At 63.6% G+C, this 23,544-nt stretch carries 18 protein-coding genes; 7 read left to right on the forward strand and 11 right to left on the reverse strand.

Features of this window, described 5'->3' with window-relative positions:
- Positions 1-997: 997 nt before the first annotated feature.
- Together AC0QTX_RS17865 and rimO are read left to right on the forward strand one after the other, a co-directional pair.
- A complete protein-coding gene (locus AC0QTX_RS17865) occupies positions 998-2,443 on the forward strand; it encodes an exopolysaccharide biosynthesis polyprenyl glycosylphosphotransferase (RefSeq protein ID WP_474605218.1) in 1,446 nt (481 codons plus the stop codon).
- Positions 2,444-2,850: 407 nt separating this feature from the next.
- Positions 2,851-4,167: a 30S ribosomal protein S12 methylthiotransferase RimO gene (rimO, locus tag AC0QTX_RS17870; RefSeq protein ID WP_474605164.1), complete on the forward strand. Its 1,317-nt coding sequence runs from the start codon at positions 2,851-2,853 to the stop codon at positions 4,165-4,167.
- 110 nt (positions 4,168-4,277) lie between these two features.
- Here rimO and AC0QTX_RS17875 read toward each other — a convergent pair whose 3' ends face one another.
- The 5 genes from AC0QTX_RS17875 to AC0QTX_RS17895 all read right to left on the reverse strand — a co-directional run bounded on the left by AC0QTX_RS17875 (position 4,278) and on the right by AC0QTX_RS17895 (position 9,738).
- Complete coding sequence (locus AC0QTX_RS17875) at positions 4,278-4,928, reverse strand: nicotinamidase (RefSeq protein ID WP_474605165.1); 651 nt, start codon at positions 4,926-4,928, stop codon at positions 4,278-4,280.
- Positions 4,929-5,024: 96 nt separating this feature from the next.
- Positions 5,025-6,107 carry a BMP family ABC transporter substrate-binding protein gene (locus AC0QTX_RS17880; RefSeq protein WP_474605166.1) on the reverse strand — a complete coding sequence of 361 codons (1,083 nt, stop codon included), beginning with the start codon at positions 6,105-6,107 and terminating at the stop codon, positions 5,025-5,027.
- Positions 6,108-6,210: 103 nt separating this feature from the next.
- Positions 6,211-7,128 (reverse strand): ABC transporter permease, encoded by a 918-nt coding sequence (locus AC0QTX_RS17885; RefSeq protein WP_474605167.1) that lies wholly within the window; start codon positions 7,126-7,128, stop codon positions 6,211-6,213.
- Positions 7,125-8,201, reverse strand: coding sequence for an ABC transporter permease (locus AC0QTX_RS17890; RefSeq protein WP_474605168.1), 1,077 nt, complete (start codon positions 8,199-8,201; stop codon positions 7,125-7,127). The genes AC0QTX_RS17885 and AC0QTX_RS17890 overlap by 4 nt, the downstream gene beginning before the upstream one ends.
- On the reverse strand, positions 8,191-9,738 hold the full coding sequence (locus tag AC0QTX_RS17895) for an ABC transporter ATP-binding protein (RefSeq protein ID WP_474605169.1): 1,548 nt from the start codon (positions 9,736-9,738) through the stop codon (positions 8,191-8,193). Before AC0QTX_RS17895 ends, AC0QTX_RS17890 begins: the two co-directional genes overlap by 11 nt.
- A gap of 203 nt (positions 9,739-9,941) precedes the next feature.
- Between AC0QTX_RS17895 and AC0QTX_RS17900 the strand changes: the two genes are divergently transcribed.
- Entirely contained in the window at positions 9,942-11,150 is a 1,209-nt protein-coding gene (locus AC0QTX_RS17900) for a UbiH/UbiF family hydroxylase (protein WP_474605170.1), read from the forward strand.
- On the opposite strand, the gene AC0QTX_RS17905 is transcribed toward AC0QTX_RS17900, so the two are convergent.
- Positions 11,147-12,118: an AEC family transporter gene (locus tag AC0QTX_RS17905; RefSeq protein WP_474605171.1), complete on the reverse strand. Its 972-nt coding sequence runs from the start codon at positions 12,116-12,118 to the stop codon at positions 11,147-11,149. The two genes, AC0QTX_RS17900 and AC0QTX_RS17905, sit on opposite strands and share 4 nt — an antisense overlap.
- A gap of 209 nt (positions 12,119-12,327) precedes the next feature.
- Between AC0QTX_RS17905 and hspQ the strand changes: the two genes are divergently transcribed.
- Positions 12,328-12,657 (forward strand): heat shock protein HspQ, encoded by a 330-nt coding sequence (gene hspQ / locus AC0QTX_RS17910; protein ID WP_474605172.1) that lies wholly within the window; start codon positions 12,328-12,330, stop codon positions 12,655-12,657.
- An 86-nt stretch (positions 12,658-12,743) separates the two neighbouring features.
- On the opposite strand, the gene AC0QTX_RS17915 is transcribed toward hspQ, so the two are convergent.
- The gene (locus AC0QTX_RS17915; protein ID WP_474605173.1) at positions 12,744-13,550 is read right to left on the reverse strand and encodes an invasion associated locus B family protein; all 807 of its coding nucleotides are present in this window, start codon (positions 13,548-13,550) and stop codon (positions 12,744-12,746) included.
- Between the two features lie 213 nt (positions 13,551-13,763).
- Here AC0QTX_RS17915 and AC0QTX_RS17920 point away from each other — a divergent pair, with 213 nt between their 5' ends.
- Positions 13,764-15,572: an extracellular solute-binding protein gene (locus tag AC0QTX_RS17920; protein ID WP_474605174.1), complete on the forward strand. Its 1,809-nt coding sequence runs from the start codon at positions 13,764-13,766 to the stop codon at positions 15,570-15,572.
- Positions 15,573-15,700: 128 nt separating this feature from the next.
- Entirely contained in the window at positions 15,701-16,045 is a 345-nt protein-coding gene (locus AC0QTX_RS17925) for a hypothetical protein (protein WP_474605175.1), read from the forward strand.
- On the opposite strand, the gene AC0QTX_RS17930 is transcribed toward AC0QTX_RS17925, so the two are convergent.
- The 3 genes from AC0QTX_RS17930 to AC0QTX_RS17940 form a co-directional block, all read right to left on the reverse strand.
- The gene (locus AC0QTX_RS17930; protein WP_474605176.1) at positions 16,042-16,917 is read right to left on the reverse strand and encodes a serine hydrolase domain-containing protein; all 876 of its coding nucleotides are present in this window, start codon (positions 16,915-16,917) and stop codon (positions 16,042-16,044) included. The two genes, AC0QTX_RS17925 and AC0QTX_RS17930, sit on opposite strands and share 4 nt — an antisense overlap.
- Positions 16,917-20,438 carry a transcription-repair coupling factor gene (gene mfd / locus AC0QTX_RS17935; RefSeq protein ID WP_474605177.1) on the reverse strand — a complete coding sequence of 1,174 codons (3,522 nt, stop codon included), beginning with the start codon at positions 20,436-20,438 and terminating at the stop codon, positions 16,917-16,919. The genes AC0QTX_RS17930 and mfd overlap by 1 nt, the downstream gene beginning before the upstream one ends.
- Before the next feature lie 186 nt (positions 20,439-20,624).
- The gene (locus tag AC0QTX_RS17940; RefSeq protein WP_474605178.1) at positions 20,625-20,921 is read right to left on the reverse strand and encodes an FAD assembly factor SdhE; all 297 of its coding nucleotides are present in this window, start codon (positions 20,919-20,921) and stop codon (positions 20,625-20,627) included.
- 88 nt (positions 20,922-21,009) lie between these two features.
- Here AC0QTX_RS17940 and recG point away from each other — a divergent pair, with 88 nt between their 5' ends.
- Complete coding sequence (gene recG / locus AC0QTX_RS17945; protein WP_474605179.1) at positions 21,010-23,127, forward strand: ATP-dependent DNA helicase RecG; 2,118 nt, start codon at positions 21,010-21,012, stop codon at positions 23,125-23,127.
- Here the strand turns inward: recG and AC0QTX_RS17950 are convergent.
- The gene (locus AC0QTX_RS17950; protein ID WP_474605180.1) at positions 23,079-23,519 is read right to left on the reverse strand and encodes a GNAT family N-acetyltransferase; all 441 of its coding nucleotides are present in this window, start codon (positions 23,517-23,519) and stop codon (positions 23,079-23,081) included. The genes recG and AC0QTX_RS17950 overlap by 49 nt on opposite strands.
- Positions 23,520-23,544: the final 25 nt, after the last annotated feature.

Below are 23,544 nucleotides of genomic sequence, written 5' to 3' on the forward strand. Positions count from 1 at the left end.
CCCAGACGACCTATAGCTGTACGCATCCCCACTGTTCTGGATGCCAAAAGTACCGGGTTCGAAATACAAAGCCATTCTGCATGCCCCTATTTAAATGTTTGTGATTTGTTAGTCGGGGCATGCCGGTTGCTCAGCCATTGGCCAGTGAAGGCCAATACTGATCGACCCGGATGGGCTTGCAGAAGGCAAGCAGCATCAGAGCCGCTGAGCGCGACGTCAGACAGGAAAGTCATGTTAATGCCCCTAATCGTAATCGCTCTCTCTTAAGGAGAGAGTTTTGAATATAGTCTTGTAGTTCGATGACGATTTTACAATCAGATGAGTCTTAGTACGCAATATGCACACGACGCGTTACAGGAATATATGACAATAGTCCCGCAACACTTGAGACCGAAGACCTTGCGCCTTGCGATCTGCTCAATCTTATTTATTTGGGAATAAGGCATGATCGTGGCGTACTTAGCTTTTTGTGGATTGATGCACCTCCGCAGGAAGAGAACTGATTGAAAAGCATAGATATTTCAAAAGCGTAGCCGTTTTCCTATGTTCGAAGCATTTTCCTTGATCCGACGCCGCTTAAGATGAGAAACCTGTTCCGAGCACCAATATTGTCTGCATTCCAGTGAATTTCGATCATGGTAGTACAAACCTGCTAGGGAAATCTTACTCGCAGATTCGCTTCTATCTCCCGCGTGCGATAGCAAAATTGTCATAGCCATGCCGACCTGAACACGGATCCGCCAGACATGAGCAATTAGTCCTATGCTGCGGATGCACCATTCTTCTGATCGTCATAGGCAGAACTCGCTCCAATCAGGGGCGAGGAAGTGCTCTCGCGATGACGGTTATCTCGGAAAAGACATCGCTCTGTTCCGGCAATCCTAATGAGTTCAGTCCAAGACCCCGAAACCCTCCTTCAGGATTAGCTTATCGCAATAGCAGTACAGGACCTGCTTTTCTTATGCTGTTGGCTCGTAGCGCGCTTGGAGTTTTCGCGATGAGCTTAGCACGACCAACGGGCAGTCCTGAGCACAGAGAGGCTCAGATCTCCCTGCTAAGCAATTCTCCTCGGAGAGAATATTCTTTACCTCTGCATCGCTTCGCTTCACTGGTGCTCCTTCTAGACATCTTGCTCATGCTTCTGTCGGGGGCAATACCTGCATTCTCTTACAGCGCGATAAGCGCCATCTCGGTACCTCAGTATCTTTCGGCCATCTCCGTCGGGACGCTTTTGTTCGTTCTTGTCTCCTGGATCTCGAATGATTACGAGGCGGAGCAGATCCTCAACTGGAGACGTACGTTCCGAAAAGCTACCGTGTCCCTGCTCATCACTTTTTTCATTCTCGTACTCGTGGGCATAGCGACGAAGGCGACCGAAGCGTACTCCCGGGTTTGGTTCTATGCGTGGATCGCCCTCTCCCTAGGCTCACTCGTATTCACGCGCGTGGCTCTCCTGATCTATGCGGAGGCTCGCCTTTCCAAAGGGGCCTATCTCCAGCGCGCCTTGGTCGTTGCGTGCGTCGATAACGAACTCAACAGCGCTCAGCTTTCATTGGAGGCAGACAATCGCATCCGCATTGTCGGAACCGTCTGCGTGCCGGATGCCAACTCGGTCCCGGATCTCGAGCCATACATACGGCAGTTCAGACCCGAGATCATCGTCCTCAACCTACCATGGGCGCATCTCGAGAACGCTGTAAGCGGCCTCAAGACACTCTCTCAATATGCTCTTGAAGTGCTGGTCCTCCCACAATCCAGCGCATGCATGCAGAAGGCCATCCGGCTTCGCCGCATTGGGCATCAGAACCTCTTGCAGATCATGGAGCCTCCGCTCGCTGCTTGGGATCAGGAAAGAAAGCGGGCTCTCGATGTCGTCATCGCGACACTGGCACTCCTACTGAGTTCCCCTCTGCTTATCCTCGTCGCTTTGGCCATAAAGCTCGAAAGCAAAGGACCTGTCCTGTTCAGACAGATGCGTGTGGGGTTCAATGGCGATATGATCGAGGTTTGGAAATTTCGATCGATGCGTGTTGAAGACACTGATCTTCATGCGTCCCGTCAAACCAGCAGAGACGACCCACGTGTCACGCGCATCGGACGCTTCATCCGACGGACCAGTATCGACGAGCTGCCGCAGTTCTGGAATGTCCTGCAGGGGCAGATGTCGGTGGTCGGCCCACGTCCCCATGCGCTCAAGACTTCTGCCGAGGGCGAAGCTCTCGAAAAGATTGCGGCCGAGTATATGTCTCGACACCGGGTCAAGCCTGGAATCACCGGTTGGGCGCAGGTCAACGGAGCCCGGGGAGAATTGCGCTCCCGCGATCAAGTCAAGAGACGCGTTGCCTATGATCTATACTACATCGAGCACTGGTCCGTGTTCCTGGACATCAAGATCATTCTCATGACCTTCATGAAGGTCCTGTACGACTCCAGGGCCTACTGAGTTGCAAGCGATACCAGGTTAAGCCGTGTTGCCATCCTATCAATACAGCCAGCTCATGAGGGTTTATCCAAAGCAAAGCTTGTGCTGGGGCTTCAGGCCCTAGCTTCACGGCCGTGCTGGAAGCCTGACAGGCGCATACTCGCCCCGCGTCAACCCGGATGTTGTAAAGGCCACCCCAGTGTTGTAAAGGCACAGGCGTGTCCTTAGTCGCGCTGTTCTGCTGTCTCGGAACGCCTGCGCGGGGCGCGGTCGATCAAGGAACTGCTCCGGCAGGCCCAAGCTATGGGGCTAGTCCGGCAGGGTTTTCTGCTCCGACCAACAGGTCCCTGCCCCGAAATCGCATAGAATCGGACATGGGCGGGTGCCGTCCTGAATGTCAGTTTCGCTATTGAGAGTGGATTGAGCGGATGAATGCTCCCGCGCCCAAAGTCTCGTTCGTGTCCCTGGGCTGTCCTAAGGCCCTGGTCGATTCAGAGCGCATCATCACGCAGCTTCGCGCTCAAGGTTATCAGCTGACCAAGGAGCACGACGGGGCCGACGTGGTCATCGTCAACACCTGCGGCTTTCTCGACAGTGCCAAGGCCGAGTCCCTTGAGGCCATCGGCGAGGCCATGGCCGAGAACGGCAAGGTCATCGTGACGGGCTGCATGGGCGCCGAGCCCGAGCAGATCCGCAACCAGTTCCCCAACGTGCTCGCCATCACGGGCCCTCAGGCCTACGAGTCGGTCGTCTCGGCCGTCCACCAGGCGGTGCCGCCGGCGCATGATCCCTTCGTCGATCTCGTGCCGCCTCAGGGCGTGAAGCTGACGCCGCGCCATTACGCCTACCTGAAGATCTCCGAGGGCTGCAACAACCGCTGCTCCTTCTGCATCATCCCGAAGCTGCGCGGCGATCTGGTGAGCCGCCCCATCGGAGACGTGCTGCGCGAGGCCGAGAAGCTGGCGAAGGCAGGCGTCAAGGAGCTCCTGGTGATCTCCCAGGACACCAGCGCCTACGGCCTCGACATCAAGTACCAGCCGAGCCTTTGGAAAGACCGGGAGGTGCGCACGCGGTTCTTCGAGCTCGCCAGGGAACTGGGCGAGCTCGGCATGTGGGTGCGCATGCACTATGTCTACCCCTACCCGCACGTGGACGAGGTCATCCCGCTCATGGCCGAGGGGAAGATCCTTCCCTATCTCGACATCCCCTTCCAGCACGCCTCCCCCAAGGTGCTGAAGTCCATGCGCCGCCCCGGCAACCAGGAGAAGACCCTGGAGCGCATCCACCGGTGGCGCGACATCTGCCCGGACCTCGCCATCCGCTCGACCTTCATCGTCGGCTTCCCCGGCGAAACGGAGGAAGACGTGGATTTCCTGATGCAGTGGCTGAAGGACGCGAAGATCGACCGGGCCGGCTGCTTCCAGTACGAGCCGGTCCAGGGTGCTCCCGCCAACGACATCGCCGGCGCTGTGCCGGCGGAGGTGAAGGAGGAACGCTGGCACCGGTTCATGCAGACACAGCAGAAGGTCAGCGCGAAGATCCTCAGGAGCAAGGTTGGCAAGACACTCCCGGTCATCATTGACGAGCAGGGAGCGACGGTCGCGACCGGGCGCACGAAGTATGATGCCCCGGAGATCGACGGCGTCGTCTATGTGGCCTCGCGCCAGGCGCTCAAGCCAGGCGAGATCGTGAACGTGAGGATCGAAAGCTCGGACGAGTACGACCTGCACGGGACGGTCGTTTAACTCCTATTTCCAGATCAAGTCGTCATCCCCGGGCTTGTCCCGGGGATCTTCGTCTTTGCTGGGATCCGGGACGTGGATGGCCGCAACAGGTGCGGCCGCAACGAACGAGCTCAACCACCGGAGATCCGGCCACTCCTGATCGTATGTACGCCGGCAGCACTCAGGTCCTGCCGGGCTCTCTCCAGGGATCCGTTCGTGTCGATGGCCCGTGAGGCGTCCTCGATCAGGTAGGTTTCGAACCCGGCGGCAGCCGCATCCAGGGCCGTCCAGGCGACGCAGAAGTCAAGCGCCAGTCCGGCGCAGAAGACCCGCCGGAAGCCGCGCTCCCTGAGATAGCCCTCCAGACCCGTCGAGGTCTGCCGGTCAGCCTCCCTGAAGCCCGAATAGCTGTCGATCCCGGCATTGTAGCCTTTGCGGATGACGAGTTGAGCATGCGGAATATTGAGATCGCGTGAAATCTCGGAGCCGGGCGTGCCCTGAAGGCAATGGTCGGGCCAGAGCACCTGAGCGCCATAATGGAGCTCCGTCACCTCGAAGGGCTGCTTGCCAGGGTGGCTGGAGGCGAAGGAGGCATGTCCTTGCGGATGCCAGTCCTGGGTCAGCACCACATGGCGGAAAGCTTTGGCGAGCCGGTTGATGGGTGAGATCACTGCATCCCCGTCCGGTACCGCGAGCGCGCCGCCTGGAAGGAAATCGTGTTGAACGTCCACGACGATGAGAACATCCCCCTCGCCGGGCCGGATCACACTCTCTACCGCCATCGTGTCGTCCCCTGCTTGTCCGCCTGAGATGTAGGTCCGGACATAAAAAAGGGCAGCCTGTCTCCAGGCTGCCCCGTTCTGCTAAACCTGCAATGGTTATTGCGGGATCTTGTCCTCGATGCCCTTCACGTAGAAGTTCATGCCGAGCACCTGCTCGTCCGAAAGGGCGCCCTGCCCCTTGCACTCGATCTCCTTGCCGTCCTGCCCCATGATCGGGCACTTGAAGGCATTGAGCTTGCCGGAGCGGATCGCGGCCTCGGTCTCCTGGGCCAGCTTCTTCACGTCGTCGGGCATGTTCTTGTAGGGCGTCATGACCACCATGTTGGAGGCGAGGCCGCCCCAGGTGTCTTCCGACTTCCAGGTGCCGTCGAGAACCGCCTTCGTACGGGCGACGTAGTAGTCGGACCAGTTGTCGACGATGGCCGTCAGCTGCGCCTTCGGGGCGAAACGCTCCATGTCGGACGCCTGGCCGAAGCCGAACTTGCCGCGGGCCTCGGCGGCCTGGATCGGAGCCGGGCTGTCCGTGTGCTGGGCCAGCATGTCGACGCCCTGATCGAGGAGCGCCTTGGCCGCATCGCCTTCCTTCGCAGGATCGTACCAGGTGTTGGCGAACACGATCTTGATCTTGACGGCCGGGTTCACCGACTGCGCGCCGAGATAGAAGGCATTGATGCCGGCGATCACTTCCGGAATCGGGAAAGCGCCGACGTAGCCGATGGTGTTCGACTTGGTCATCTTGCCGGCGATCTGACCGATGATGTAGCGGCCCTCATGGAACTTCGCAGCATAGGTCGAGAGGTTCGGGTTCCGCTTGAAGCCGGTGGCGTGCTCGAACTTGATGTTCGGATACTTCTTCGCAACCTTCAGGGTCGGCTCCATGAAGCCGAAGGAGGTCGTGAAGATCAGGTCGTGGCCGGTGCGGGCCAGCTGCTCGATGGCGCGCTCGGAATCGGCCTCCGGCACGCTTTCCACGAAGGTGGTCGTCACCTTGCCCGGAAAAGCCTTCTCGATGGCCTGACGGCCCACGTCGTGCTGGTAGCTCCAGCCGTGGTCGCCGACCGGGCCCACATAGATGAAGCCGACCTTGATCTTATCCTTCGGCTGCGCGACCGCGCCGCTGGCCGACAGTGCCAGGACTGTGGCTCCTGCCAAGGCTCCAAAGACTTTCACTGAAAACATGCTCGTTCCCTCGAGGTTGGGTTTACAATATTCCGTCGCAGGTCTGAAGCGTTCTGGCAAGAATTCCTCTGCCTACACTTTGGTCAGATTAACACCCCTTTGCTCACCGGTCAGGCACGAAGGGTGCACCTAAGGATCCAGGCGCTCCGATGGCCCTGCCATGGCGGATCGAGAGGAGCAGGAGGGCCAGGATCGTGGCCAGATAGGGCAATGCGGACAGTAGCTGCGACGGCACCCCGAACTGGGCCGCCTGAGCATGGAGCTGCAGCACCGTCGCCGCCCCGAAGATGTAGGCGCCGACCAGCACCCAGCCTGGGCGCCAGGCGGCGAAAACCACGAGCGCAAGGGCAATCCAGCCCCGACCCGCAGTCATTCCGGGCGACCAGAAGCGGGTATAGACGAGGGCCAGATAGGCTCCTGCCAGACCGGCACAGGCGCCGCCGAACAGGATCGCCCAGAAGCGCACCCGCCAGACCGGCAGGCCGAGCGCGTTGGCCGAGGTATGGTTCTCGCCGATGGAGCGCAGGGTAAGGCCGGAGCGGGTCCGCATGAGGTAAAGGCCAACCAGGATCGTCAGCACGATCGAGGCATAGACGAAGAGATCCTGCTCGAAGAGCAGGCGGCCGATGACGGGGATATCGCTCAAGCCGGGAATGTCGACCGGCGCTACCGGATCACGCCTCGCGCCCACGAACGGAGCACCGATCAGCCCGGACAGGCCAAGACCCAGGATCGTGAGCGCCAAACCCGAACCTGTCTGGTTGGCCGCGAATCCCAGAACGAGGAGCGCGAAGAGCGTCGCCATGAGGGCGCCGGCCAGCATGCCGGCGACCACGCCGAGGAGCGTGGAGTCGAAGGTCACGGCAGCGGCGAAGCTGCAGGCGGCTCCCATCACCATCATGCCTTCGACGCCGAGGTTCAGGACGCCGGAGCGCTCCGTCACGAGTTCGCCCAGGGCCGCGATCAGCAGCGGCGTTGAGGCGGTCACGATGGTAAGGAGAATGGCCTCGAAAGTGGTCACTTGCCCCCTCCCCGTGTCGCAATACGAATGCGGTAGCTGACCATGGCGTCGGCTGCGAGCACGCACATGAGCAGGATGCCCTGGAACGCCTGGGTGAGATCGAGGGGCAGCTTGAGCAGGATCTGAGCGCTCTCCCCGCCGATGAAGGTGAGCGCCACGACGAGCGACGCGAGCAGGATCCCGATGGGATTGAGGCGCCCCAGGAAGGCGACCGTGATGGCCGTGAAGCCGTAACCCGGCGAGATCGAGGGCTGAAGCTGTCCGATCTGACCGGAGACTTCCGATATGCCTGCCAGTCCGGCCAATCCGCCGGAAATCGCGAAGACGGCCATGGCCGTCGCCTTGGAACTGAACCCGGCGAAACGGGCCGCTCGCGGAGCGTCGCCCGTGAGCTTGAGGCGGTAGCCGAACAGGGTCCGGCCCAGGACGACTGCTGTGACCAGAACGGCAATGGCCGCGAAGACCGCTCCGTAATGCACGCGGCCGGATTCAAGGATCGGCGGCAAGGTCGCGGCGGGGTCGAAGGTTACGGATTGCGGGAAGTTGAACCCCTTCGGGTCGCGCCATGGGCCGCGCACGAGATAGTCCAGGATCAGCTGCGCCACATAGACCAGCATGAGGCTGGTCAGAATCTCGTTCACCCCGAACCGTGTCTTCAAGAAGGCCGGGATCATTCCATAAAGGGCGCCCCCGATGATGCCGAGCAGCAGCATGAGCGGCAGCACCCAGAGCCCAGCATCGGTGCCATTGGTCCTGAGCGCAAGCCAGCCTCCAAGCACCGCTCCGATCACATACTGCCCCTCTGCGCCGATGTTCCAGAGATTGGCTCGGAAGCAGTAGGACAGGCCGATGGCAATGAGCGCCAGCGGCGTGGCCTTCACAAGAAGCTCCTGAAGAGACCAGGGATCGCTCAGGGGCTGAAGCACATAGACATCAAAGGCTGCCATGGGCGAGCGACCCATGAGCCAGATGACGAAGCCGGCGATCAGAAAGGCCGTGATGAAGGCTGCAACCGATGCGAAGACACGCATCGCCGTGGACGAGTTGGTGCGAGGCGTCAGCTCAAACCGCATGGACGCCCCCCTGAGCCTGAGCGACGCCGAGCATTTCGAGCCCCACGGCTTCCTTGGTCCATTCTCCGATGGGCCTCAGCGGGCTCAGGGTGCCCTGGTGGATCACCGCCATACGGTCCGCGACCTCGAACAGCTCGTCGAGATCCTGGCTGACGACGACGACCGCGCTGCCCTCCCGCGCGAGGTCGACAAGGGCCTGGCGGATGAGGCGGGCGGCGCCCGCATCGACGCCCCAGGTCGGCTGATCGACGATGAGGAGCTTGGGCCTGCGGATGATCTCGCGGCCGATGACGAACTTCTGCAGGTTGCCGCCCGAGAGCTTGCGCGCCTGCGGGTCCCCTTCGGGCGTGCGCACGTCGAAGCTCTGGACGATCGAGCGGGCGACGCGCCGGGCGGCGTTCATCAGGATGAAGCCCGAGCGGCTTACTTCCGTGGACGCATGGGAAATCAGGGTGTTCTCGCTCAGGCGGTGGGTCGGCGCCGCCGAATGGCCGAGCCGCTCCTCCGGCACGAAGGCAGCGCCGAGCCGCCTGCGAGCATCGATGCCCAACGTCCCGGAAGGTTTGCCCATGATGGCAATGCCCTCCCCGCGGTCCGCCAGGCGCTCGCCGGAGAGGGCTGCGAAGAGTTCGCTCTGCCCGTTGCCGGCAACCCCGGCAATGCCGACGACTTCGCCGGCCCGCGCCACGAGGTTGATGTCGCGCAGGGCCTGCCCATGCAGGCCCGCCGGGGGCATGGAGAGGTTTGATACCCTGAGCGCTTCCCCTTGCGGATGATGCGGTGCGTCGGTGCGGATCTCGCCTACCTCGTTGCCGACCATCAGGGCCGCAATCTCCCGGGCGCTGCTCGCCCGGGGATCGATGGTCGCCACCACCCTGCCCGCCCGCAGGATCGTGGCCCGGCGGCAGAGGCGGCGCACCTCCTCCAGCTTGTGGGAAATGTACAGAATTGAGCAGCCCTCGGCAGAGAGCCTGTCGAGGGTGGTGAAGAGGTGCTCGGCCTCCTGCGGCGTGAGCACGGAGGTCGGCTCGTCGAGGATGAGCAGGCGCGGGTTCTGGAGAAGGCACCGGACGATCTCGATGCGCTGCCGCTCCCCCGCCGAGAGGGTCCAGACGGCCCGGTCTGCGTCGAGCGCCAGGCCGTAGGTCCGGCTGATCTCGCTGAGCTTGCTGCGAACGGTGGACAGACTCCATTCGTCGGAAAGCGCCACGGCTATGTTCTCCGCAACGCTCAACTCGTCGAAAAGCGAAAAATGCTGGAACACCATCCCAAGCCCGAGGGCCCGCGCCTCAACCGGCGAGCCGATTGTCACCGGCCGTCCTTCCCAGCGGATCTCCCCGCCGCTTGGCTCGATCACGCCGTAGAGGATCTTGACGAGGGTCGACTTCCCTGCCCCGTTCTCACCCAGTAGCGCGTGAACCTCGCCCGGCTCGATCGACAGATCGATCCCGTCATTCGCGAGAAGATCGCCGTAACGCTTGCTGATTCCTTTAAGTTCGACGAGGGGCGTCCCCGAGGGTGGTACGTCTGCCTTCACACAAGCGTCTCTGACTTAAAGGTTGAAGCCGGGTCGGAATCTGCACATGAATGACGATCCGTACGGAAGCTGGCAAGCGCCGTACCGGTCCGTCACTCCCTTGTGAGCCGATCATAGGGATGCGGCGCGCCGGTCGGCAATGGCGAATCTATGGTTTATTGTGAGTCCGCTCCCCGTCCACAGAATGGTGAAGAGGCAAGCCTTTGACCGAGAGCACCTATAACATCGCCGTCGTTGGCGCCGGCGCCGTGGGCTTGAGCGCAGCTCTGGCATTCGCCCGCGACGGCTTCAGGACCGTTCTGGTGGGAGGGCTCGATACGCGACGGGACGGTCGCACCGTCGCCCTTCTCAACGGCTCGGTCCGTTTTCTGGAGGCGCTCGGCGCCTGGCCCCTGATCGTCACGGAGGCCGCGCCGCTCGAGACCATGCGGATCGTCGACGACACGGGCAGCCTGTTCCGCCCCCCGCCTGCCTCCTTCAGGGCCGGCGAGATCGGGCTGGATGCCTTCGGCTGGAACGTCGAGAACGCCACCCTGGTGGAGAAGCTGGCCGAAGCTGCGCGGGCTTGCGAAAACCTGACCCACGTGCCGGAATTCGCAACCGGCTTCGATACGGATGGGGCGGGAGCCGCCCTGACCCTGGCAGATGGCGGAACCATCAGGGCGAGCCTCGTCGTCGCGGCTGACGGGCGCAATTCCAAGCTGCGCCAGATCGCCGGGATCGGCACCCGGACCTGGTCCTATCCGCAATCCGCCGTGACGGTCATCCTGGCCCATGATCGGGATCACCGGGAGACCTCGACCGAGTTTCACACCCGCCATGGACCGTTTACCCTGGTACCCCTGCCCGGCCGGCGCTCCAGCCTCGTCTGGGTGACGAGCAAGGCTGAGGCGGAACGCCTCTCCAGTTTGGACGACGGGGCGCTCGCGCTCGCCATCGAGCGCCAGGCTCAGTCGCATCTCGGCGCCATGCGGATCGACGGGCGGCGTGGGCTCGTGCCGATGACCGGCCTTTCGGTGAATCGCTACTGGGCTCCCCGCCTCGCCCTTGTGGGCGAAGCTGCCCATGTCTTTCCGCCCATCGGGGCGCAGGGCCTCAATCTCGGCTTCCGCGATGCGGCTTCCTTAAGGGACGCGGTGGTCGACGGGCAGAATGAAGGCAGCGATCCGGGTGCCGAGGAGACCCTGGTCCGCTATCAGGGCAGCCGCGATCTCGACGTCCGCCTGCGCACGGCCGCCGTGGACGGGCTGAACCGCACCCTCCTCACGGGCATGATCCCGACGGATTTTATCCGGGGTGCCGGGCTGCTGGCGCTCAGCAACATCGGACCCTTGCGCCGGATCGTCATGCGCGAGGGGGTGCTGCCGCAGGTGGGCGTGCCGCGCCTGATGCAGGGTGTCTCGGCGCCTTAAGGGAACAGGTCGTACGGCACGGCGCCGGTCTTGGTGGTGATGTAGAGGATGCCTGTCAGGGTGAACATCGATACCAGGGTTCCGATGAGCACGCAGGCCGAGGCGCGCTCCACGCCCACATTGTATTGGGTCGAGATGACGAAGATGTTCAGGGCCGGCGGCAGGGCTGCCATGATGATCGCCGCATAGGTCCAGGCGGGGCCGAAATCGCCCAGGGCCGAGAGCACCACCCACACGAGAAGCGGGTGGAGGATCAGCTTGATCAGGACCAGAACCGGCACCTCCCCCGGCATCTTCCGCATGGGCCTCAGGGCCACGGTGACGCCGAGGATGAAAAGGGCGCAGGGCGCGGCGGCGCCCGCCAGCCAGGTGACGATCTGGTCGGCAGCCTGCGGCAGTCGGAGATGCAGGTAGCTTGCCGCAACGCCGATGGCAGTGGCGACATTGAAGGGGTGGGTCACGACTCGCCAGACGATCCTGCGGATCGTGGCCGGAAGGCTCAGTTTCTCCACCCCTGCCAAAGACATCAGGAGAGGCACGACCGAGAACAGGAGCAGGTTGTCGAAGACGAAGATCAGCACGACGGGCGCACTGGCCGAGGCGCCGATCGCCGCGAGGATGAGGGGCGGCCCCATATAGCCGATATTGGAATACGACCCTGCCACCCCCTGCATGACCGATTGCGGGAGGTCCCTCGTGTACCGCCATCCGGTCGCGAAGGAGAGCGCGAAGGCGAGAGATGTCGAGAAGGTCGTGGCCAGAATGAAGGGCCAGTTCGCCAACTCGTCCAGGGGCTTGTCGGCAATGAGCCGGTAGAACAGGCAGGGCAGCGCCACATAGATGAGGAAGAACTGCATCCAGGCGAGCCCAGCCTCCGGCTGCTTCACCACCTTGCCGCAGAAGAAGCCGAGCCCGATGAGGCCGAAGAAGGGGGCGAGCAGGTTGAACAGCCCGATCAGGTCGGACATGGTTGGCTCCAGGCATGGGGACAAGGCGGACGGAAGCGTCAGAATCCCTTCTGGCAAGGTTCCAACCTTGCGGCAATCCCACCTGTCGGAAGGCCCGCAGTCCTAAAATGCAGGGCTGGGCGAGACCAGGCCTGCTCTCTTGATCGTGAGGCTGGCGGGTTTGGAGATTCCGGTGCGGATGTCTATATGAAGGTCCAGGAGTTAAGACCATGAAAGCGAGTTCAGCCAAATTCGCGATCGGCCAAGTGGTTCGGCACCGGATATTCGACTTCAGGGGACTCATTTTCGACGTCGACCCCGAATTCGACAACACGGAAGAATGGTGGCTTTCCATCCCCGAGGATGTTCGGCCGCACAAGGACCAGCCCTTCTACCACCTCTTCGCCGAGAATGCGGAAACCGAATACATCGCCTATGTGTCCGAGCAGAACCTTCTGCCCGACGACTCAGGCGAGCCGCTGCGCAATCCGATGATCGCAGAGATGTTTACGCGCCAGAAGAACGGCACCTACCGGGCCCATCCCATCCTGGCGAATTGAATCCTGGCGAATTGAAAGCGAGCGCATCAAAAACAAAACGCCGGGCTTATGGCCCGGCGTTTCTGTTTGCTCGAAGAGTGTAGGCCTCAGGGCTTGGGAGCGGCCTGGGCGGCCGGAGCGGCTGCACCCGGAGCGGCAGGAGCGCCCTGGCTCTGGAGCATGCGCTGACGCATCTCTTCGCTCTTCTTCTGCAGCTCTTCCTGCAGCTTCTTCTGCTGCTCCTCAAGCACCTTCGGGTCGATCGGCGGACCGTCGAAGGACTTGCCGAAGCCAGCGGCCGGAACGGCGAAGGTGATCTCGCGGCCCATCTGGTTCTGAACGCTGACGTTCAGGTTGGCGCCCTTCTTCAGGGAGGCGATGAAGTCGTCCTTCACGGCCGCCTCGGCGAAGCAGCCGTTGGGCAGGCACATGACGTAACGGCCGGCGACAGCCTGGCCCTGGTCGACCGTGAAGCGCAGACCCGGCTGCAGGAGCAGGCCGAGCGGCATCACGAAGCGAACGACCTTCTGCGGCTGCGGGCCCTTCACGTCGTAGACGGCGATGGCCAGAACCGGCTGGCCCTGGTCCGACACGAAGTCACGGGTGGTGTAGCAGATCTCGGTGTTGGTGTTCTGATCCTTGCCGCAGACCTTGGTCCATTCGGGCTGGGAAGGCTCGGCCTTCACCTGCACGACCGTGGGGCCGGCATTCTGCTGCGGCTGAGCGCCTTGAGCCGGCTGCGGTGCAGGGGCCGGAGCGGCAGGACGGGCCGGCTGCTGAGCGGGAGCCGCCGGACGGGCCGGCTGCTGGGCAGGGGCCGTCTGAGCCAGAACGGGTGCGCTCACCAGAACGGCCAGAGCTGTTGCCAGGCCACGGGTCCCCCCCAGGCTCGCGAAGCGTGTCGCGAATGACATGTCGTTAGATCCTCTTCAGTCGAAAGATCGGCTTTCGAAGTGGCCGTTGATCCGGCGCGTTCTTAACCTGTGATGACGTGGTCAAATCCCCGCCCAATGTGGCGAAGACAAGACGTGTGGCGCTCCTTTAACCTTTCATGTGATAGGTTTCCAGTCACCTCGGGCAAAATTCTGTACAACATTGCTCAGGCGAGAACTCCTATAGAGAGAGCCATGGGCCGCTGGCTTATAAGCAATCTGCTGTTTTCGGCTGCTCTTGTCCTGATGACCTTCGGCGCTGCCGCTCGGGAGCCGCTGCCACTGCGGCATGGCATCGCGATGCACGGAGAGCCTGCGCTCGGTCCCGGCTTCGAGCATCTGCCCTATGCCGACCCGCTGGCACCGAAGGGCGGACGAATCACGCTGGCGCTTCAGGGCACCTTCGACAGCCTCAATCCCCTCATCGTCCTGGGCGTCGCGCCGGACGTGGTGCCGCGCTACGTGCTCCAGAGCCTGATGATGCGATCCACCGACGAGCCCTTCACGATCTACGGCCTTCTCGCCCGCGCCGTGGAGATGCCGGAGGATCGAAGCTTCATCACCTTCCATCTCGATCCGCGTGCTCGCTTCTCGGATGGTCATCCCCTTACGGCCGAGGATGTTCGCTTCTCCTTCGAGATGCTGAAGAAGAACGGCAAACCCTTCCACCGGTCGAGCTTCGGGCAAGTCAAGGCGGTCGAGATCTTCGATCCGCAGCGCATCAGATTCGACCTCTCCGGCTCCAACGACCGGGAACTGCCGCTCCTGATCGGGATGATGTCCGTCTTTCCGGCTCACGCGACCAATCCGGACACCTTCGACAAGACCACCCTCACGCCACCGGTCGGCTCGGGTCCTTATGCCCTTACCGAGGTGAAACCCGGCGAGCGCGTCGTGCTGACCCGGCGCAGGGACTACTGGGGCGAGGATCTGCCCATCACCCGCGGCCTCTATAATTTCGACGAGATCCGTTACGATTTCTACCGTGATGCCAACACCTTATTCGAAGCGTTTAAGGCAGGGCTTTACGATTTCAGGATCGAGGGCGATCCGGGGCAATGGGCTACGGGTTACGACATTCCCGTGGTCAGACACGGGCGTGTCCTGCGCGAGACCATGACGACCCGGATGCCCAAGGGCATGAACGGCTTCGTCTTCAACACCCGCAGGCCCCTCTTCGAAGACGTGAAGGTTCGGGAGGCGCTGGGCTACCTGTTCGACTTCGACTGGGTGAACCGCAACCTCTTCTTCGGACAGCTCACCCGGTCCGACAGCTACTTCTCGGGCTCCGATCTCGCCTCCACGGGCCGCCCGGCCGATGAGGCGGAACGGGCGCTGCTCTCCCCATTTCCGGGCACGGTGCGGCAGGACATCCTTGAGGGACGCTGGGAGCCGCCGTCCAGCGACGGTTCCGGTCGCGACCGGGACATGGCCCGCCGGGCGCTGACGCTGCTCTCCGAGGCCGGCTGGGTGCTGGAGAACGACGTCCTTCGCCGAAAGAGCACCGGCGAGCCCTTCACCTTCGAGCTGCTGGTCAACTCGCGCCAGCAGGAGCGGCTTGCCCTGAATTTCTCGCAGTCCCTCGGCCGGATCGGGATCCGGGCACGGGTGCGCCTTGTGGACGACGTACAGTACTGGCGGCGTCTGGCCCGGTTCGACTTCGATATGGTGCAGTGGCTTTGGCCTGCTTCTCTGTCCCCGGGCAACGAGCAGCGCAACCGTTGGGGGGCCGCAGCGGCCCAAAGGAGTGGGTCCCATAACCACGCAGGGGTAGCGTCCCCGGCGATCGACCGCCTCATCGACGCGCTGCTGGAGGCCAAGAGCCGGGAGGACTTCGTGTCAGCGGTCCGCGCCCTCGACCGCACCCTGCTGTCGGGCTTCTATGTGGTTCCTTTGTTTTATCTGAAGGATCAATGGCTTGCCTACAGCAGCGACCTCAGACGGCCCGGGACGGTGCCGCTGATGGGCACCAATGTCGATACCTGGTGGCGGCAACCGCACTGATCCTGAGGGCTGCCCTTGGCCGCCTATTGTTGAGCTTCCATTCATGTTGAAGATGAAACTAATGCCCTGCTTCGACGTTAGGTGAGTACCTCCTGTCCCACTGTCGCGTCTTACTGCAGGGTATCGTCATGAACGCAATGCCGAAGGTCCTCGTTGTCGATAGCGGCGAGCGCGCCCCCGATGGCGCTCTGTCCGTCGAACTGGCCGGCATGGGTTATGCGAGCGTGACCACTCCCTTCGAGGCTGCAGACGACGTTCTGGCCCTGATGCCGAGCCCGGCCGCCGTGGTGCTGCAGATGCCCCTCCATGCCGACTGGGCGGAGCGCAAGCGCTTCCTGGACCTCGCACGCCGGCTGCGCAGGAACCTGGCCGACAGCGGCACGCCAGTCATCATCACGGGCGGAGCGAATGGAGCCGCGACGATGCTCCAGAACGAGCTCAGCGTCCGCGTCGCCGCGGCGCCGGACCTCTAGTCTCCCAGGAGCCGGAAGGCTTCTTCTTCCGTCTTCGCCTGGTCCTCGCTGGTCCTGAAGAACGCCGCTGTGCCTGATCCTGCGCTGCCGATGCTGCGGTAGACCGCATTGGTGCTGCCCGGCCCTCCTCCCGTATGCCCACCCACCTTCAGTCCCGATGTCGTCTCGCCGGTCATGGTCCCGAGCCCATAACCGGGGCTCTGCCAAGGCCGCCCCGATACAGGTCCCGGAAGCACAAACGGGGTCAGCATTTCTCGGACGAGTTCGGGGGTCAGCAGGCTGCCTTCCAGCAGGCGGTCGAGCAGGAGCGCAGCATCCGCCACGGTCCCGACCAGCAGCCCGTGATAGACCCAACCCGGGTGGTAGCCCTGCGCGTCCCCCATGGCGACGTGCTCAAGATCCGCCCGCTCATGCGCGATGCGGGCGCTCCGGATCCCGATCGGTGACAGGACAAGGCGCCGCAGGGCCGCGTCCAGATCGGAGCCGGTCACTTTCCCAAGCTGTTGACCGATGACGAGATAGCCGATGTTGGAGTAGTCCCACCCCTCGCCTGGCGGATAGCGCAGCCTGTCCGCATCGAGCCGGTGAAGGAGTTCCGGCACAGGCCAAGGGTCGTCGCCGCGATCGACAACCTCGTGGTAGGCCCCGAAACCACCATAGTTCACCAGTCCGGAGCGATGCTGGAGCAGGTGACGGAGCGTGTAAGGTCTGCCTTCAACGGGCTCATCCAGTCCCATGAGGCCATCGCGAACGAGAACCAGTGCTGCGGCCGCGAGAACCGTCTTCGTGAAGCTCCACCAGGGCACGAGCCGGTCGGCGTCACGACCGTCGACCACGGCGCCGTTTCTGACCAGAGCCCAGGACCCGGCCATCAGGCGGCCTTCTTCTCCGCGATGCGGACGAGACTGCGCAGGATCGTGGTCGAGGCCTTGATGCGCTCGTCCGGGGTTTCGGTGTCACGGACGAACACGATCTTCATGTCGGGCCGCACCTTCGCGAAGGAAGCCTGCTCGGTGACATAGGAAATGAGGCCGGTCGGGTTGGCGAAGGAATTGTCGCGGAAGGAGATGATGATGCCCTTCGGCCCGCCATCCACCTTCTCCACGTTGGCCCGGCGGCAGAGCACCTTGATGGCCATGATCTTGAGAAGCTGGTCGACCTCGGACGGCACGGGACCGAAGCGGTCCACCAGCTCCGCCCGGAAGGCGTCGATCTCCTGGTCCGTCTCGAAGGTGGAGAGGCGGCGATAGAGGCCTAGCCGCAGCTGCAGATCGGCGATGTAGCTTTCCGGGATCATGACCGGAGCGCCGACCGCGATGGTGGGCGACCACTGGTCTTCCGTCGGCTCCTCGATCCCGGCCTTGAGCTGCGCCACCGCCTCCTCCAGCATCTGCTGATAGAGCTCGTAGCCGACCTCCTTGATATGACCCGACTGCTCCTCGCCGAGCAGGTTGCCCGCTCCGCGGATGTCGAGGTCGTGGGAGGCCAGCTGGAACCCTGCTCCCAGGGTGTCGAGGGTCTGCAGCACCTTGAGGCGCCGCTCGGCCTGCACGGTCAGGGACTTGTTGGCCGGCACCGTAAACAGGGCATAGGCGCGGGTCTTGGATCGCCCGACGCGGCCGCGCAGCTGATAGAGCTGCGACAGCCCGAACATATCCGCCCGGTGGACGATCAGCGTATTGGCCGTCGGGATGTCGAGGCCCGACTCCACGATGGTGGTGGAGAGCAGGATGTCGTACTTGCCCTCGTAGAAGGCGGTCATGACATCCTCGAGCTGGCCCGCCGCCATCTGGCCGTGCGCCACCGCCACCTTGGCCTCCGGCACCTCCTTGTCTAGGAAGGCCTTGACCTCACCGAGATCGTCGAGGCGCGGCACCACGTAGAAGGCCTGTCCACCCCGGTAGCGCTCGCGCAGCAGCGCCTCGCGGACCAGGAGCGGATCGAAGGGCGTGATGAAGGTTCGCACCGCCAGACGGTCGACCGGCGGCGTCGTGATCAGCGACAGCTCGCGGACGCCGGTGAGCGCCAGCTGCAGGGTGCGGGGGATCGGCGTAGCGGACAAGGTCAGCACGTGAACCTCGGCCCGCAGCTCCTTCAGGCGCTCCTTGTGACTGACACCGAAATGCTGCTCCTCATCGACGATGATAAGGCCGAGATCCTTGAACTTGATTGTCTTCCCGAGCACCGCATGGGTGCCGATGACGATATCCACGGTGCCGTCGGACAGCCCCTCCTTGGTCTTCTTCATCTCTGCAGCAGGGACGAAGCGGGAGGCCTGGGCCACGTTGAGCGGCAGGCCGCGGAAGCGATCGCAGAAGGTCCTGTAATGCTGACGCGACAGCAGCGTCGTCGGCACCACCACGGCTACCTGCTTGCCGCCCATGGCGGCCACGAAGGCGGCACGGAGTGCCACCTCGGTCTTCCCGAAGCCCACGTCGCCGCACACGAGGCGGTCCATGGGGCGGCCGGAACCCATGTCGTCCAGCACCGCCTCGATCGCATTGTGCTGGTCTTCGGTTTCGTCATAGGGGAAGCGGGCCGCGAACTCGTCGTAGAGCCCTTCCGGCGGGGTCAGGCGCGGGGCGTCCTTGAGGATCCGGGCCGCGGCTATCTTCATGAGCGCGCCGGCCATCTCGCGGATGCGCTGCTTCATCCGGGCCTTGCGGGCCTGCCAGGCCCCGCCCCCGAGCTTGTCGAGCTGAACCTCCGTCTCCTCAGAGCCGTAGCGGGTCAGAAGCTCGATGTTCTCCACCGGCAGGAACAGCCGGTCGCCGCCGGCATAATGCAGCTCGAGACAGTCATGCGGGGCGCCTGCCGCCTCGATGGTCTTCAGGCCCTCGAAGCGCCCGATGCCGTGGTCCACGTGGACCACGAGGTCGCCCGGTGTGAGCGCCGCCACCTCGGTGAGGAAATCCTGCGGCCGCTTGGACTTGCGCTTCTGGCGCACCAGACGGTCGCCCAGGATATCCTGCTCGCTGATGACGGCGAGCTCAGCAGTCTCGAAGCCGGATTCCAGGGGCCAGATGCCGACCGGAATCTCGTTCCGCGGATAGGCCATGGCGTCCGAGAACCGTGCGATCGGCTTGGTCTGGCGCAGGTCGTGATCCTGCAGCACATGACACAGACGCTCGCGCGAGCCCTCCGACCAGGCGCCGAGCATCACGCGTTTCTTGGCTGCCTGCAGGTCGCGGATATGGCGGATCACCGCCTCGAATACGTTGGCGTTCTCGTCCGCCCGCTCGGCGATGAAGTTGCGGCCCTGCCGCGCCTCGCAGTCGATGACGAGCCGTCCCGAGGCTTCGGGGAGCGCGAAGGGCGTCAACCGGGCGAGCGGCAGCGAGGCGGTCCGATCCGACCATTCCTCCGGCTTGAAATAGAGCGCGTCCGGCGGCAGGGGGCGATAGGGCGCAACACCTGCTTGGTTCTGCCCCATGCCCTCCCGACGGGCGTCATAGTAGTCCTTCACCTGCGAAAGCCGCTCGGCAGCCGCGTCGTCGGCCAGGGCATCGAATACCACCGGGATGCCGGGCAGGTAGTCGAACAGGGTGTCGAGATGGTCGTGGAACAGCGGCATCCAGTGCTCGAGCCCAGGATAGCGCCGTCCCTCGCTGATGGCCTCATAGAGCCGGTCGTCGCGGGTAGGCGCGCCGAATGTCGCCACATAGGCCTGCCGGAAGCGCTTGATGCTCTCGGTGGTCAGCTGCACCTCGCTCATGGGGACCAGATCGAGGGAGCGCAGGGTTCCCACCGTGCGCTGGGTTTCCGGATCGAAGGCGCGGATCGATTCCAGGGCGTCGCCGAAGAAGTCGAGTCGCACGGGATTGGTGAGACCGGCCGGAAAGAGGTCGATGATGCCGCCGCGCACCGCGTACTCGCCCGTATCCCGCACGGTGCCGGTGCGCAGGAAGCCGTTGGCTTCCAGCCAGCCGACCAGCTGGGTCGTGTCCACCACGTTGCCGGGCGCGGCCGAGAAGGTTTCAGCTGCAATCCGCGCCTTCGGCGGCACGCGCTGGACGAGGGCGTTCACGGTGGTCGAGAGGATGCGCGGCTTGTCCTCGGAGGTCTTGGAGCGGGCGAGCCGCGCCAGGGTCGTCATGCGCTGCGCGGTGATCGCGGCATTGGGCGACACCCGGTCGTAGGGCTGGCAATCCCAGGCCGGGAACGTCAGAATCTCGATTTCCGGCGCAATGAAGCCGAGGCTGCTGGCGAAGTTCTGCTGCCGCTGCCCGTCGCGGGCCACATGCACCAGAACGGCCGGCCCCTCGACCTGCCCCGAGAGGCCGCGCGCGAGATCGGCCACGGCAAGCGCGTCGAAGCCGTCGGGCACGCCCGACAAGGTGAGGCTTTGCCCCTTTTTGAGGGCATCGAGGGCGCGGGTCTGGACAGGCTTCATGGTGAGATGTCAGGTCAGAGATCAAAGGGAACGCGGGCGCTTCCGCCCGGTTCGCTGGGTAAAGGAAAGGTTTGGATTTGTCATTCCCGGCCAGAGCGTAGCGGAGGGGGAGGAAATCCACGATCAAGCGCTGCGCTATGGATCCCCTTCCCGGTCCTGCGGACCGCCGGGGATGACAAGGTTGCGTCAGCTGTGGATCGGCGACGCATGGGTGTGGAACGCCTTGAGGCGCCGGAACAGCGCCGTGTCGTAGTTCTGGGGTGTTTCGATCTCACCGGTAATCCAGCCGAGCAGATCCCGGTCTGTCACCTCGATCAGGCGCTCGAACTCGTCGAGGTCTTCCTCGGAGAGCTCACCGATCTCCGCATCGGCAAAGCGGCCCATGATAAGGTCCATCTCCCGCATGCCCCGATGCCAGGAACGGTACAGGATCTGCCTGCGGCGAACGTCGAGGCCGGCGCTGCTGCGTGTCGTTCCGCTCATGACAATGCTCCGATCCGATAAGATTGCGTCGCCTCCGGGCGGCTTGACCGCTATATAGCTATCTCCCCTCGACTTACACCCCATTTGAATGTCACTGCGCCCTTCCATTCTCGATCCCCTCTTCGCTCCGGCGAACACCCTGCCCGGCGTCGGCCCGAAGATCGCGCCCCTGCTCGACCGCCTCCTCGGCGAGCCGGGCAAGCCCACGCGCGTGGCGGACCTTCTGTTCCATCTGCCGAGCAGCGGCATTTCCCGTGAGATGAAGGGTTCCGTCGCCGATGCTCCTGTCGGCGAACCGGTCACCCTCTCGGTGAGCGTCGTTGCGCACCGCCCGCCCCCGCCTGGCCGTCGCGCGCCCTACCGGATTCTGGTGGAGGACGAGACCGGCGATGTGACTCTGATCTTCTTCAACGGCCAGAAAGCCCGCCTTGAGAAGATCCTGCCGGTGGGCGAGCGCCGCTATGTCTCCGGCAAGATCGAGCTCTGGGAGGGACGTCGCCAGATGGTCCATCCGGACCGCATTCTCGACGACCGCGGCATCGAAAACCTGCCTGCCGTCGAGGCGGTGTACGGCCTGACCGAAGGGCTCTCCTCGCGCATGGTGGGCAAGTACGTCGGTGCCGCCCTCGAGAAGGTCCCCCACCTGCCCGAGTGGCAGGACCCTGCCTGGATGGACCGCAATGCCCTGCCCGAATTCCGGCAGGCGCTCTTTGCCCTGCACAGACCCGACAATGCCGCTCAGCTTTCCGAGGATGCTCTCGCCAAATCCGCCCCGCGACGGCGCCTTGCCTATGACGAGCTGCTGGCCTCACAGCTGGCACTGGCGCTCGTGAGAAGCCGCATGCGGCGGCTCCCGGGACGGGTGAATGCGGGTGACGGGCACCTCGTCGAGCGCCTCAGATCCGCCCTGCCGTTCGGTCTCACGGCATCGCAGGAAAAAGCCGTAGAGGACATCCGCCACGATCTGGTGTCCGACAAGAAGATGCTGCGCCTGCTCCAGGGCGATGTGGGTTCGGGAAAGACCGTCGTCGGCCTGCTCACCATGGCGAGCGCCATCGAGGCAGGACGTCAGGCTGCCATGATGGCGCCTACGGAAATTCTCGCCCGCCAGCATTACGAACGCCTCGCACCCATGGCGGAGCAGGCCGGGCTTACCATCGCTCTCCTCACAGGACGCGAGAAAGGCGTCGCCCGCAGGACGATTCTCGCCGGGCTCGCCGATGGCAGCATCCAGATCGCAGTGGGCACCCATGCGCTGTTTCAGGAAGGTGTCGCGTTTCAGGATCTCGGCGTCGCAGTGGTGGACGAGCAGCACCGCTTCGGCGTGCATCAGCGCCTAGCGCTCGGTTCCAAGGGCGAGGCGGTCGACATCCTCGTCATGACCGCGACACCCATCCCGCGCACCCTGGCCCTCACCTATTTCGGCGACATGGACGTGTCCGTGCTGAGCGAGAAGCCGGCGGGCCGCAAGCCGATCGCCACGAAGCTCATCGCCATCGACCGCCTCGACGAGGTCGTGGGCGGAATCGGGCGGGCCATCGCCAACGGCGACCAGGTCTACTGGGTGTGCCCGCTCGTGGGTGAATCCGAGTCCATCGATCTCGCCGCCGCCGAGGAGCGGTTCGAGATGCTGAAGGGCTTCTTCGGCGATCAGGTCGGCCTCGTTCACGGGAAGATGGCCGGCAAGGACAAGGATGCCGCCATGGAGCGGTTCTCCAGCGGCGCAACGAAGATCCTGGTCTCCACCACAGTCATCGAAGTGGGGGTCGACGTTCCGAACGCCACCATCATGGTGATCGAGCACGCGGAGCGCTTCGGCCTCGCGCAGCTTCACCAGCTGCGTGGTCGGATCGGTCGAGGTTCTAAAGCCTCCACCTGCCTGCTGGTCTACAAGGGCCCGCTGGGTCAGGTCGCCCAAGCGCGGCTCGAGATGATGCGCCTGACGGAAGACGGCTTCCGCATCGCCGAGGAGGATCTGCGCCTGCGCGGCGAAGGCGAGGTGCTCGGCACCCGCCAATCTGGCACGCCCGGATTCAAGCTGGCCCGGCTCGAGGTGGATGGGGATCTGCTGGGAGCAGCCCGCGATGACGCCCGGCTGATCGTCGACCGTGACCCGGACCTGGTCAGCGAGCGGGGACAGGCCCTGCGGGTGCTGCTCTATCTGTTCGAACGGGATTCCGCGATCCGGCTGCTGAGGGCGGGCTGATCGAGGCGCAATGCCATGAGGCAGCGCCGCGCCCAATCATGTCCGGCTGCAGCCTCGGCCTGCAGCTTCTGCCGATGCCCCGGACCTGCATCAGCAGGGTCGATCTCCATGAAGCCGAGCCGGGAATAAAACGGCCCGTTCCACGACAGGTCCCGGTATGTGGTCAGCGTGATGGCACCAACTCCCAGTCGCCTGCCATGCTCTAAGGCCGCTTCTACCAATCGGATGCCAATGCCCCGCCGCTGATGGGATCGAGCGACGGAGACCTCGGCAATATAGAACTGCCCATCCAGTTCATGGCCGGCAAGGAACCCAACCGGCTCGTCACGTTCGTCGACAGCCACCCACAGGGTTCCCTCCCGGCACAGCCCCGTCAGGACGGCGGGCTCCATGGTATCCCCATCTGCAAGCCATGCC

The organism is Microvirga sp. jy35, from assembly GCF_056148915.1.